This is a genomic window from Pontixanthobacter rizhaonensis, assembly GCF_012972675.1.
Classification (GTDB): domain Bacteria; phylum Pseudomonadota; class Alphaproteobacteria; order Sphingomonadales; family Sphingomonadaceae; genus Pontixanthobacter; species Pontixanthobacter rizhaonensis.
Map to the genome: position 1 here is coordinate 819,561 of NZ_JABCRE010000003.1, position 13,791 is coordinate 833,351.

6 protein-coding genes are annotated in these 13,791 nt (G+C 66.6%); 5 read left to right on the forward strand and 1 reads right to left on the reverse strand.

All coding sequences use genetic code 11. The features are described from left to right. Positions 1-234 precede the first annotated feature (234 nt). Complete coding sequence (locus tag HKD42_RS11750) at positions 235-1,116, reverse strand: WYL domain-containing protein (protein ID WP_170013562.1); 882 nt, start codon at positions 1,114-1,116, stop codon at positions 235-237. 142 nt (positions 1,117-1,258) lie between these two features. Here HKD42_RS11750 and HKD42_RS11755 point away from each other — a divergent pair, with 142 nt between their 5' ends. The 5 genes from HKD42_RS11755 (at position 1,259) to HKD42_RS11775 (ending at position 13,649) form a co-directional block, all read left to right on the forward strand. Then, positions 1,259-3,913, forward strand: a complete 2,655-nt coding sequence (locus tag HKD42_RS11755) for a PD-(D/E)XK nuclease family protein (protein ID WP_246237007.1) — start codon at positions 1,259-1,261, stop codon at positions 3,911-3,913. Then, positions 3,913-7,317: a UvrD-helicase domain-containing protein gene (locus HKD42_RS11760; RefSeq protein WP_170013566.1), complete on the forward strand. Its 3,405-nt coding sequence runs from the start codon at positions 3,913-3,915 to the stop codon at positions 7,315-7,317. The genes HKD42_RS11755 and HKD42_RS11760 overlap by 1 nt, the downstream gene beginning before the upstream one ends. Before the next feature lie 183 nt (positions 7,318-7,500). Then, positions 7,501-8,685 carry a DUF6361 family protein gene (locus HKD42_RS11765; protein WP_170013568.1) on the forward strand — a complete coding sequence of 395 codons (1,185 nt, stop codon included), beginning with the start codon at positions 7,501-7,503 and terminating at the stop codon, positions 8,683-8,685. Next, a complete protein-coding gene (locus HKD42_RS11770) occupies positions 8,675-10,531 on the forward strand; it encodes a phospholipase D family protein (protein ID WP_170013570.1) in 1,857 nt (618 codons plus the stop codon). The genes HKD42_RS11765 and HKD42_RS11770 overlap by 11 nt, the downstream gene beginning before the upstream one ends. Beyond that, on the forward strand, positions 10,521-13,649 hold the full coding sequence (locus HKD42_RS11775) for a helicase-related protein (protein ID WP_170013572.1): 3,129 nt from the start codon (positions 10,521-10,523) through the stop codon (positions 13,647-13,649). The genes HKD42_RS11770 and HKD42_RS11775 overlap by 11 nt, the downstream gene beginning before the upstream one ends. The last annotated feature ends 142 nt before the right edge of the window (positions 13,650-13,791 follow it).

Genomic DNA, 13,791 nt, shown 5'->3' on the forward strand with positions numbered 1-13,791 from the left:
TGCATCACGACTCGCCAATCAAGGCTTCAGGGACGGTTGAGATATACCGATGCTTGATGATTTGGCAAGAACATAATGCCAACATTCATCCAGTATGGATTCAAGTTGATACAAATGGAGGCCAGAAGTGGGCCGATAGCGGAACGGCAGCTAACGAGAAAACCCAGTGCTCTTGGCAGACGAAGGGTGCCGCTCATCCCTTCCGCGGCGCAGCGCCCTGCCAATCTAGTCCTACTAGACCAGGAATTCAGCCTTCTCCAAGGCCGCCTCGGTCTCAACCCGATTGACGACGACAATGTGCTGGCTGCGCGCGGGCTGCTTCGCTGCATCACCCAGCAGGCCCAGTCGCTTCAATACATAGAACAGCATGGCGTAGCGCACAGTGAGAATGGCCGAGCCGCCCTCCATCCCGAAATCCTTGGCGACGACCGCCTTCTGGCTTGCGGTCAAGTCAGGATGCGGGCCGATCTCGACCCCGAACCGCTCCTGCCACAGCGCGTCCTCCAGCGCGTCCGCGCCTCCGTCGCCCATCTCCCCGACGTCAAGAATGCGCGGCAGGAGAAAGTCCTTGAACTTGTCGGTGACGTGGCAATAGGCGCGCACGTGCCAGCGAAAGCCGTCATAGCCGAAGGCATGCGGTTTGATCCGTCGCCATATCGGGTCGGGGCGATCGTTGCTCATCGACTGATAGTGAACATCGATCGAACGGTGGTCTCGCACCGCACCCAGCACCGTCCTCAGCACTTTCGCATCAATATCTCTATGTGGCGTCAGCGCGATGTCGGTGTCGGGAACCTCGCAGATCCATGAGTCCGAGATATCGATCAGGCCCTCGGCCACCGAGCGTAGAGGGGACAGATAACCGGAGGGGTCGAGCTTCATAAAATGGGGTTCAAACTGCGCGCCGGCGACGTAGCGCTTGGCACTCTTGTCGTAGATCGCGTTGTGGGGCGCACGCTCCTGATAGAGCGTCAAATCCTTCGAGGCCTGCGGCACCGACACGTCGAACATGTCGATGATGTCCGAGCGATTGACCCCGCCCTCCCAGAACAGGCGGAACTCGATAAACTCGAGTCGACGCTCCACGCTCCACTTCAAGGTGGCCAGGCCATCCATCCGAAATCGTCCTCCGACTAATGCAGATAAAAACTATATGGACATATCTGCACGACGCATTTAGTTTTTATTCCCACCACGGAGTCGCGTCAAGCGGAACCGTGCCGGGCAACAGGGCGGAGAGACGAGGACGATGACCAGAATGACCGACCGGCGGACCATCGTCGCCCACGGGCGCATGGCGATGCGTGAGCTTCGCCTCGACGCCGCACGCCACCGCCGGCACGGCCTGCAGATTATGTCGTTCGAGCAGCTAGCGGTCCGCCTCGCCGGCGGCTTTGCGAGACCGATCGACGACGAAGGCCTGCGCACCGCGATCCAGGCCGTCCTGCCGGACACCTCGCTCGGCGAACTTGAAGGCATCAAGCTCCTGCCCGGCATGGTCGACGCCTCGGCCGACACCCTGCGCAAGGCCTGGCGCGCCGGCATCGACCTCAACTCCCGCGTCCACGAGCATCCGCGTCTCGACTCAATTGCGCGACTCGAAGCGGCGGTGCTTGCGCAACTACCACCGGGCATGATGCGGCCCTGCGACCTGGTCACGACCGCTTGTCAGCGTCTCGCTCACGCCAAGGCCGTTCTCGGACCGGTCGAGATCGTCAGCCTCACTGAGCTGTCGCCGTGCTGGCGCCCGCTGCTTGCGGCGCTGACCGGCTGCACCCAAGTGATCTGGACGGCGGGCCCTCGGCCCACGCCGCCCTGGCTCGAGGCGACCGGTGTCACCATCGCACGCGAAGCGCTGCAGGCCCCGGCGATTCGGGCGGAAAGCGCCGCCACGGCGTATCATGAGGCTATCGAGGCGATTCGCTGGGCGCGCTCGCTCTTGGCTTCCGGCGAGGCCGAGCCGGCGGACATCGCCATCGCCGCCGCCTCAACGGCGGAATATGATGACCATTTCCTGTCGCTTCGCGCCGACGCGAACCTCGACCTTCACTTCATCCACGGGATCAAGGTCACCACCACTCGCGAGGGTCAGGCGGCCGCCGCGCTCGCCGACATCCTCGTTCGCGGCTTGTCGCAGACCCGGGTGCGCCGTCTTGCGGCGCTGTGCGGGTCCGAGGCCGGTCCGCTCCAGACGCTGCCCGCGGGCTGGCTGCGCATTTTGCCGACCGACGCGCCGCTTGCCTCGGTCTCGGCCTGGACGCGTCTGCTTGGGCGCCTGACCGCTGCGGACTGGCCTGACAAGCAAGACCACACCCCCATCTTGCGCGGCATCGTTGAGCTCCTGGGCAAGGGCCACAGCGCCGCCGAGGAGATCGGCGCGGCGCTGCTCAGCGGCCGAGCCCTGGCAATCTGGCGCAAGGCGCTGCTGGCGGGGCCGACCGGATCACTCGACACAACGCTGGAGAATCTCAAGCAGGACGACGGCTTCGAGGCATGCGTCTCGGTCGTCTGGATGCCCGCCAGCGCCTTGGCGGCCTCGCCGCGCCGGTTCGTTCGCTTGATCGGGCTAAATTCGTCGCGATGGCCGCGGAGCATCTCCGAAGACCGCCTGATCTCCGACCATGTCATTCCCACCGCCGAACTCGATCCCCTGCCGGTCGCGGCGGCCGATCGCCAGGACTTCGAGACAATCCTCGCCACGACCGAACGCCAAGTGGTGCTGTCGCGCGCGCGCCGCGACAGTGAAGGGCGGCTGCTCGGCCGCAGCTCGCTGCTCGGCGCTTATGGCGAGGAGACCTACGTCCGCCGCAACGCGGTCCCGGCTCATGCCTTCAGCGAGACCGATCGGTTGATGGCGCGCCCGCAGGAGTTTGCCGACGCGCCCCAGGCGGTCGCCGCCACGGCCTGCTGGCGCAACTGGCACCGAAAGGAGATCACGCCGCACGATGGCCTGGTGCGCGCCGAACACCCGCTCTTGCTGGCCATCCTCGACCGCACCCAGTCGGCAAGCTCGCTCCGCCTCCTCCTGCGTAGCCCGCTCGGCTTCGTCTGGCGCTACGCGATGCGGCTGCGTATGCCCGAGAGAGGCGCCGATCCTCTAGTTCTCGACGCCCTGGGCATGGGCGACCTCGTCCACATGACGCTCGATCTGGCGCTCCAGAAGTTGGAGGCCGACGGCGGTCTGGCCAACGCCGACGAGGCGCAGATCGAAGCCACCGTGCAGGAGGCCACGCGCGAGATCGCCGGGGTCTGGGAGAGCGAACGCGCTGTGCCGCCGGAGGTGATCTGGCGCCGGACGCTCGACGACGCCCGCATCCTGACGAGCCGCGCGCTCACCTTTGGCGACGAGCGGCTGCCGGACGCCCGTTCCTATGGAGAAGTGGCCTTTGGCGGCTTGGAGCCCAAGCCGGAAGTCGACAGCCCCTGGGATTCCAAGATCCCGGTCGAAATCCCCGACGCGGACTTCCGGATCAACGGCTACATCGACCGTCTCGACCTGTCGGGCGACGGCAAGCGCGCCCTGGTTCGGGACTACAAGACCGGGCGCCCGCCTAGGGAGGACATCAGCCTCGACGGCGGCCGCGAGTTGCAGCGCTGCCTCTACGCCTTCGCCGTCAAGGCGCTGCTCGGATCCGAGGTCTCGATCAGCGCCTCTCTGCTCTTCCCGCGCGAGCAGGTCGATCTCCAGCTCGCCGATCCGGAAGCCACCTTAGTCGAGATCACCGGCTATCTGCAGGCGGCGCGCGCCTACCTGACCGCCGGGCACGCCCTCATCGGGCCCGACACCGGCGGAACCTATGACGACCTTGCCTTCGCCCTGCCGGCGAACGCAGGCGCCACCTACTGCAAACGCAAGCTGCCCGCCGCGACCGATATGTTTGGCGACGCCGCGCAAGTCTGGGAGGCCCAGTGATGACCGCCGCAACTAAAGCCCTGCGTGACGACAGTGCCCGCCGCGCTGCGATCAGCGTCCATGACCGGTCCATCTTGGTGGAGGCCGGCGCGGGTTCGGGCAAGACGGCCGTCATGGCCGGCCGCATCGCCGCCTTGCTGGCCGAAGCGGTCGCGCCCAGATCCATCGCGGCGGTCACTTTCACCGAGCTGGCCGCGAGCGAACTTTTGATCCGCGTCCGCGACTTCGTCGCCGACCTCGTGGCTGGGACCATCCCGACCGAACTGCGGATCGCCTTCCCGGACGGTCTGTCGGAAATCCACAAGGCCAACCTCGCTGTGGCCTCCGCGACGATCGACGAGATCACCTGCTCTACGATCCACGGCTTCTGCCAGCGCCTGATCAAGCCCTATCCGGTCGAGGCCGACATCGATCCGGGCGCCGGCGTAATGGACCGCAACCAGGCCGACCTCGCCTTCATCGAGATCGTTGACGCTTGGCTGCGCGAGCAGCTTTCCGGCGGCCAGGGCGGCATCATCGCCGAAATGGTGTTGCAAAGCCCCGACGAGACCGTCGGGCTGATCCATAAGATTGTCGACAACCTGCGCAAGCGTCGCACCGTGTCGGCGCCGCCCGTGACGCCGCTCGCACCGCATCTGCACGCCTTCCATGACGCGACCGAGGCCTTCTCGGACTTCATCCAGACCGCGCCCGCGGTCGAGAACGAAACCGCGATGTTCGCCGAGCGGTTCTCCGAGATGGCCCAGGCGATGGAGGATGCCTCAGTCGCCGAAACGCCGTCCGGGCTCATCCAGCTGCTGGTGACACCGCCGCACACCGATCTCTGCACCAAGAGCGGCTCGTTTCTGGCCTTCAAGAAGAAGGGCAAATGGATGGAGGCCGCCAAACGCGAGGGCCTGGCCAAGGCCGACGGCGAGCGCCTCTACGCGGCGGCCGAGGGCCACTATGCGGCGTGCTGTCAGGTGTGGCGGGTCTTGCTCCAGAATGTCGCCAGCCGCGTGCTGGCCGATCTAATCGCGCAGGTGCAGCCGGTGCTCGAGCGCTTCCGGGACTACAAGCGTTCGGCCGCCTTGCTCGAATTCGACGACCTGATCTTCGCCGCGCGCGATCTACTGCGTGATCATGACGAGGTCCGCCGGATGCTGGGCGCGCGCTTCACGCGAGTTCTCGTTGACGAATTCCAGGACACAGACCCGCTGCAGATCGAGATTTTCTGGCGGCTGTGCGGCGAGCCACCCTCCGAGCGCGCGACCGCCGATTGGAGCGAGTTCCAGATCCGTCCCGGCGCACTGTTCTTGGTCGGCGACCCGAAGCAGGCGATCTACCGCTTCCGAGGCGCCGACGTCAGCGCCTATGTCCGGGCGCGCGACGCCTTCATCGCCCAGGACGCCGAGAGCGTCCTGTCCATCTCAACCAATTTCCGTTCCTGCGCGCCGATCCTCACCTATGTGAACGAGCGCTTCGAGACGCTGCTTTCGAGGGACGGCCAGCCGGGCTTCACCGCGCTCGATCCGTTCCATGCCGACCGAGGTGAGACCCCTTGCGTGGCCGCGCTGGACGTCGCCGCCGCCGACGAGAACGGCAAGGCGAGCGCCGAGCAGCAACGCGACGCCGAAGCCGAAGCCGTCGCGGAGCTGTGCTCCCGCCTGATCGGCAGCGAGATGATCCGCGATCGTCGCTCCGGCGTCAGCCGGGTCTGCCGGCCGGGCGACATCGCCCTGCTCGCGCCGACCGGAAGCGACCTGTGGCGCTACGAAGAGGCCTTGGAGCGGCACGGCATCCCGGTCGCCACCCAGGCTGGCAAGGGCCTGTTCCGCCGGCAGGAGGTTCAGGATCTCATCGCGCTGACCCGCGTCCTCGCCGATCGACGCGATACGCTCGCCTTAGGCGCGCTCTTGCGCGGCCCGCTGGTCGGCCTGACCGAGGAAGAGCTGCTCGACATCATCTGGGCGCTGCCCCGGTCCGAGGAAGATCCCGACGCCCTGCCGCGTCTCAACCTCGGCGTGGAGGCCAGTGAGATCGCCCACCCGCTGGCGCGTTCGGTGATCGAAAGGCTGCAAGCCCTCATTCGCCGGACCAACAGCACCACGCCGCACGACCTGCTGTCGCAAGCGGTCGACGTGATGCGGGTGCGGCCGATCCTGCTCGCCCGCCACCGCGGCCAGGCCGAGCGGGCGCTCGCCAATGTCGATCTCTATCTCAGCCTGGCCTCCGCTTTCGCGGTTCGCGGGCTGCGCGCCTTCGCCGAGACGATGACCGCGGCGTGGACCGATGAAGCCCGCGCCATCGAGGGGCGGCCGGACGCGCAGGAAGAAGCCGTCGCGCTCTACACCATGCACGCGGCCAAGGGGCTCGAGTGGCCGATCGTCGTGCCGGTCAACACGATGACCGGCATCATGTCGGCCGAAAACGCAGTGACCGATCGCGACAGCGATACGTTCTACTGCCCGGTCTTCGGCGTGAAGCCGGCCGGTTATGACGAAGTGCGCGACGCGGAAACGGCCGAGCTCGATCGCGAGCGCGTCCGGCTCTGGTATGTTGCCGCCACCCGGGCGCGCGAGCTGCTGGTCCTGCCCCGCCTCGACGCCATGTCCTCTAAGTCGGCCTGGATCTCGCTGCTCGACCTGTCGCTCGCCGACCTTCCGGCGCTCGATGTGGCTCATCTCCCGCTGGGGAGGGTCGCAGCGGCGGCCGGCGGAGACAACCAGCAGACCCGCGAGAGCTTCGCGGCGGAAGCCGCCGCCATCGCCGAGCGCCAACGACGCCTGATCTGGCTGGCGCCTAGCCGTGACGAAAGCGGCGGCGGCCCGGTGCTAACCTTGGCGGCGGGGGATATCTGGCCGGCGCGCGACGAGCGCCAGCCCGACGACGAGGCCCGCCGCCCCAGCGTCCAGGGCGGGCGCGAGCGCGGCCTGATCCTGCACAAGCTGTTCGAAGAGGTGCTGACCGGCGAGACTGCGCAAGATAGCACCGCGCTGACCGATAGGGCGCGCTCGCTCATCGCGGCGCTCGACCGGCCTGTGGTCGAGGACCCATCTCTAGGCCTTTCACCCGCTGAACTTGCCAGCTGCGTGGTCCGCACGCTCGCCTTGCCCGAAATCGCCGAGCTTCATCCTGTCCTAACCCCTGAGGTCCCGGTCTATGCGTCGTCGCTCCTCAATGAGGTTGAGCAGGCGACCGCTGGCGTCGCCGACGCCATCGCCCGGGGAGCCGACGGGACGCCGCAGGTGGTCATCGATTGGAAGAGCGACGTCGAGCCAACCCCTGAGACGGTCGATCACTACCGCGCTCAGGTGCGGGCCTATCTCGACATGACCGGCGCCGAGCGCGGACTGATCGTGCTGGTTACGACCGGCGAGATCATCGCCGTCACGCCGTCGCCGCTCGCGGCGGTCGCAGCATAGTCGCCGACGGAAGGGGAGAACCGATGCTGACCCGGGCGAACGCCACCCCCGCCGGCCAGGACGACCTCTTTAGCGAAGTGGTGTCGCTGCGGCTCCCTGTCCGACCGGCGCTCGACGGCAAGGTTCTGGGCAGCGTGGCTCAACATCGGCGCGGGGCGCCCGAAGAAAGAATGGCGGGGGCCGATGTCGTCACTTGCTTGGATTGATTTCGACGAGGCCGAGCGCCAGCGCGCGCAGCGGATCATGTCGCTGTTTCAGGAACGGGAGAGCCGGGACGAACTCGGGCTCGGCGGCATCCGTGATTCCATCGCCGACCACCTGTTCCCTGGAACCAGCACAATCCAGACGCGCCTGCGTTACGTGCTCTTCATCCCCTGGCTGTTCCAGATGCTGGAAGGGTCGGCGGCCGGGCCGGACCAGCTCACCGCCGAGGCGCGCGCGCTTGAAAACCGGCTCGCCAATGCGCTCAAGGCCGGTGGAGAATCGAACGGCATCATCGGCCGCGACGCCGGCGCGGCCGTGCAAAGGCTCCCCAGTTCAGTCTATTGGGCGGGGCTCTCGGCATGGGGCATCCGCCTCTTTCCCGGCTCGATCGACAGCCTCTTTTCCTCGCTGAGCCATCTTCAAGGTAGCCGGCCACGAATCCGCAGGACCGAAAACGCCACGTCGGAAACGCAGACCTTCCAGATTTGGACGTCATCGCTGCCGGCCCGACCGGCGGACCTCCTGGAAGCGGTGACCTTTCGCCTCGCGCTCGAGGAAGCACAGTTCATCATCGACCAGCTGGTAGCGAATCAGCCACGCAGCCTTCTGACCTTCCTCGCCCGCGCCGGCGGCGACGCGGCTGATTGCCACTATATCTGGGAGCATCCGCATCTAGCGGATTTCCCCAACGACACGCGGGCGTTGGTCGCTCATAGCGAGCTGTTTTCCAGCGTGATGCACGGTGCCTCGCTCTTCTACAATCTGCTGTTAAGCGAGCTGCGGGCCAAGCCTGAGTGGGTCGAGGACTATCAATCGCGGCTGCAGGACTGGCGCGCTAACCTAAATATGCCCGCGATCCGCGCCTGGTCACTCGACACCTTTTGGCAGGTCATCGATCACCCGGCCCACCGCATCCGTCCGGCGGCCAAGCGCTTTGTCGACCAATGGCTCGAGTTGGTGCGGTCCGGTGAAATCGTCGGCGACCGCCAAGCTGCCGCCGCGCGGCTCGTCGAGGACCGCGAGCGACAGCTCAAGACCAGCCAGTCGCGCTTCGCCAACCGGACCGTGCGCGACCGCTGGACGGGCGCCTCGGGTGTCGATCGGCTCTCGTTCCGATGGGCGCAGGCCCGATCGCACTTGCAGGATCTCGCCGATGCTGAATAGGACCACCCTCGATCCCGAAACCCGCGTGCTCTACGGCGATAGCCTGCAGCCGCCGCCCGGCTATGTCTTCGACGCCGCTGTGTCGACGACCTTCTCGCTCGATTTCGAAACCGCGCTGGCGGCGCCAGTCAGTCTGGCCTTGTTCGCCGCCGAGAACCGCGAGGACATCCTCTCGCATCCCTTGGCGCTGCTCGAGGGCGCCGAACGGATCGCCGGACGTTTGGTGGTCTTTGCCGACGCTGGACATCTCCAAGCCCAGAGTCGCCCGCGTTCGCGGCTTTGCTCGCTGCTCGAACAAATCATCGTCGAGGTCGCCGCGCCGCGCGGCGGCGCTTTTCACCCGAAGATGTGGGCTCTGCGGTATCGGCCGACCCGGGCCGGCGATCCCACCTTGCTGAGGCTTCTCGTCCTCTCGCGGAACCTCACTCGGGACCGTTGCTGGGACATCTCGCTGCGCCTCGACGGCGAGCTGACGCGCCGCCCCGACGCCGGCAACCGACCGTTGTTCGACCTGATCAGCCGCCTGCCCGACCTCGCCGTGGGCCCCATCGCCGACGACGCGCGGGCGCTGACCCAGGAGATCGCGCAGGACATTCGCCGCGCCCGATGGACGGCGCCCGAGCGCTTCGACGAGGTTTCCTTCGCGCTAAATGGCTTTGGCGGAAGCATCTGGCAACCGCCGCGCTGCGCGCGCCTCGGCGTCATCTCGCCGTTCTGCGATACCGACGCACTCGACCTCCTGGCGGACTTGCCGAGCGCGGAGAAGCCGATCCTCATCAGTCGGCCCGATCAACTGGCTTGCGTCGAGCCCGAGACGCTGGCCGACTTCGAGCGCGTCTCCGTTCTCGACGAGATGGCCGCCAGCGAAGACGGCGAGGAGGTGTCCGCCACCGCGTTGCAGGGGCTCCATGCCAAGGCCTTCATCGCCGAGATCGGCTGGGATACGGTCCTGACCGTCGGCTCGGGCAACGCGACCCGGCCCGCCTTGCTCTCCGGCAACAATGTCGAGCTGTTCGCCTCGCTCAAAGGCAAGCGCTCGCGCGTCGGCACCGTCGAGCAGATTATGGGCGAGAAGGGCTTCGGGCGTCTGACCCGCTCCTTCGTCCCCAGCGAGCTGGAGCCGGTCGATCCGGCGGTGATCTTCGCCGAGAGGCGGCTTGATGAGGCCCGCCGCGCCCTGTGCCGGGGCGCGCTGCGGTTACGCTGCGAGCGAGTCGCGGACGAGGACGCTGCGGAGCACCCGTGGCGCGTCTGGCTGACGACATCGGAGCCGCTGCCGCTCAAGGGCGTGGGGGCGCTGACCGTCTGGCCGATCACCCGCGGCGACGGACATGCTTGCGAAGTCCTATCGGCGCTGCGCTCCGGCGAGCCCGTCGACCTGGGTGCGATGCCGATGGTCGACCTGACCCGCTTCCTCGCCTTTCGTCTGGTCGAGGAGACCGAGAAGGCGTCCGCGCTGTTCAGCACCGGCCTTACCATGGATGGGCTTCCCGCCGAGCGCCATGCCGCGATCCTGCGCTGGGCGATCGACAGCCGCGACGCCTTCTTCCGCTATTTACGGCTTCTGCTCTCCGAGCTCGGCGAGCCATTCAGCGCGGCGCTGGCCGCGCAGGAAGGCGCGGGCGCCGGCGCCTGGGCGACGGCGGCCGACGATGCGCCGCTGCTCGAAGACATGGTCCGCGCGCTGTGCCGCGGCGGCGAACGCCTCCGTGCGATCGAACGGCTCATGACCCGCTTGGAGGCAGGCAACGACACCGGCGCCGATCCCATCCCCGACGATTTCCGCACTTTGTGGGATTCCTTCCGCATCGCGCTCCAGGACCAGGACGCCGTTCATGGCGGATAGCCGTTTCGAGGCCGCCGCGGCCCTCGCGCCGCTCAAGGCGTTCCAGCGTCGCACTGTCGACTATGTGTTTGATCGGCTTTACGCTGATCAGGATCCAGTGCGGCAGTTCCTGGTCGCCGATGAGGTCGGCCTTGGGAAAACCATGGTCGCGCGCGGCGTGATCGCGCGGACGATCGAGAAGCTCTGGGACACGAGCGAGCGGATCGACATCCTATACATCTGCTCCAACCAGGCGATCGCCGCGCAGAACCTCAACCGCCTAAACGTCCTTAACCGGCGCGAGCTGGCACTGCCGACGCGCATGACACTGATCCCGCTTCAGGTGCGCGGCGACCAGGGCCTCGACGCCAACAAGGTGAACTTCATCAGTCTGACGCCGGGCACCACCTTCGACCTGCGGTCCACGACCGGCGTCATCCGCGAGCGCGCCCTGCTCCTGCGGCTGCTGGAAGACCGGGTCTCGCGACCGCGCGGGCTGCACAACCTGCTCCAGGTCAGCGCCGGCGTCGACGGCTGGAACTTTGCGGTCCGCGACCTGACGCTGGACGGCGTCGACCAGCGGATTATCGACCGCTTCCGCCGCGACGTCGAAGCCGACGCCGCTCTGTTCGAAGAACTCGAAGCGGTCTGCGACATCTTTCCACGCCGGCGGGACTCCTACCCTTACGAACTGGGTCACCGCCGGAACGTGCTTATCGGCCGGTTGCGAGCCAAGCTCTCGCACGCCTGCATCGATGTGCTGAAACCCGACCTCATCATCATGGACGAGTTTCAGCGCTTCCGCGATCTTCTCCACGGCGAGACGCCGGCGGCCGATCTCGCGCGCGAACTGTTCGACTACACCGACGGTAACGGCCATGCGGCCCGCACGCTGCTGCTGTCGGCCACACCCTACCGGATGCTGACCCTGTCAGGCGACGAGCCGGACGACGGCGAACACTATCGCGACTTTCTGGAGACCCTGTCCTTCCTTTACGGCCGCAACAACGGCCCCCAGGTCGCCGCCACGCTCGAAGGGGAGATGCGGCGGTTCCGGGCCTTTCTCTACGCGCTTCCGGGATCCAGACCAGAGGCGATCGAGGCGCGGCGCAGCATCGAACAGCATTTGCGCAAGGTCATGTCGCGCACCGAGCGCGTGGCGAGCACGATTGAGCGGGACTCGATGGTCGGTGAGCCGCCGATGGCGATCTCAATTCAGCCCGCGGATCTGCGTCAGGCGGCCGCCGTCTCAGAGGTCGCCCGGGCGCTCGAAGCGCCCGAGATCACCGAACACTGGAAGTCAGCGCCCTACCTGCTCAACTTCATGCGGGACTACGCCTTCAAGCGCCTCTTGCGAGACAATCTCGACCGCCCGCCCACACATCTGCGCGAAGCGCTCGCGCGCGCCCGTCCGGCCATGCTCGATCACAGCCGCCTCGACGCCTATGAGCCGCTCGAACCGGCCAACGGCCGGATGCGGGGCGTGATGGACGACCTGTTTCGTGATGGACTGGACCAGCATCTCTGGATCTCGCCGTCGCTGCCCTATTACGGTCCCGAGCGGCAAGGCCCGCCGCTGACCAAGGCGCTGATCTTCTCCTCCTGGTCGATGGTCCCTGACGCCATCGCGGCGATCCTCTCCTACGAAGCCGAGCGTCGCATGGGAGTCGGGGCGGCCGGCCAGCGCTATTTCGGCCATGTCCGGCCGCGTCCCATCCAGTTCCGCCAGAACCAGGGCCGGCTGGTCGGCCTGCGCGCCATGCACTTGGTCTATCCGTCCCCGACTCTGGCGCGGCTTGCCGATCCACTGGCGATCTTCGCCGAGCACCCCGAGCGGCTCTCCGCCGACGAAATGCGGAAAGCCGTCGCCGAGCGCCTGCGAACGAGCGTCGAAGCGCTTTCGCAGCGATCCGGAGATGCTGCCGACGGCCGCGACTGGGAATGGGCGGCTCCGGCTGTCATCGACGCGATGGCGGGTGCGCGATCCGTCGCCTGGGTGGAGTCGCCCTCCGGCTTCGCCATGCTGGGCGACGAGGAGGGCTTCAAGGAGCATGTCGCCGAGCTGCGCACGGCCGCGACCGAGCGCCAGTTCGGTCCGGTCAGCGAAACGCTAGTGGACCTGCTGGTCGACATCTCGCTCGGCAGCCCGGCGGTGTGCGCACTGCGCGCGCTGCACCGCATCGCCCCCGATCTCGACTGGGATGATCCGCGGCTTCTGATGGCGGCCAATCAGGTCGCCTGGGGATTTCGGACCATGTTCAATCAGCACGACGCCGTTGCGTTGCTGCGCAAGGACGACGACGATCGCTACTGGCACCGAATGCTCACCTATGGCGTCGAGCACAACCTTCAGGCCGTCCTCGACGAATATGTCCACTATCTGGTTGACGCCGAAGGCCTCGGCGCGCGGCCGTCGGCCGATCGCGTCGCCGGTGTCAGCAAGGCGATCTTCGACGCCCTGTCCATCCGGCCCTCGCAGATTGATGTCGACGACCCGATCGTCGAAGGAAGGAAGCTGGTCATCAACAAGTTCCAGATGCGCGGCCGCTTCGCCATGCGGCTGGCCGATTACAAAGACGCGGAAGGCGGCGCGGCGCGCCTCGGCAGCGTCCGCGAAGCCTTCAACTCACCCTTCCGGCCGTTTGTGCTGGCGACGACCTCGGTCGGCCAGGAGGGACTCGATTTTCACCCCTATTGCTACCGGATCTACCATTGGAATCTGCCCGGCAACCCGGTTGATCTGGAGCAGCGCGAGGGGCGCGTTCACCGCTTCAAGGGCCACGCAATCCGCTTGAACCTGGCACATCGTCAGGGCCGCGTGCTCCAGGGCGCCGAGCCGGTTCCCGATGATCCGTGGCAAGCGATGTTCGACGCCGCGAGGGCCGAAACCGAGATCGATTCCGACCTCATCCCCTATTGGATCTATGAGGGCCCGGTCAAAGTCGAGCGCCGCGTTCCCTCGCTGCCGTTCAGCCGAGAGGTCCGACGGCTCGAATGGCTCAAGCGCAGCCTGACCGTCTATCGACTGGCTTTCGGTCAGCCCCGCCAAGAAGATCTGCTGGAATATCTGCAAAGCCTGCTCGGAACTGAGATGGTGACCGAGGAACTCGCCGAACTGCAAATCCAATTGCAGCCTTAGCGCCCGGCGACCTTTTCGCCCAACGATCTAATCGTCGCACAGCGCACCCCTGCGCATCATTGGCGTAACTTCGATAAGCGGCAGCTTTCGAGATTAGCAAGTCTAACGCTGAACGACAGAAATTGGGGCGCATAGCTGCCAT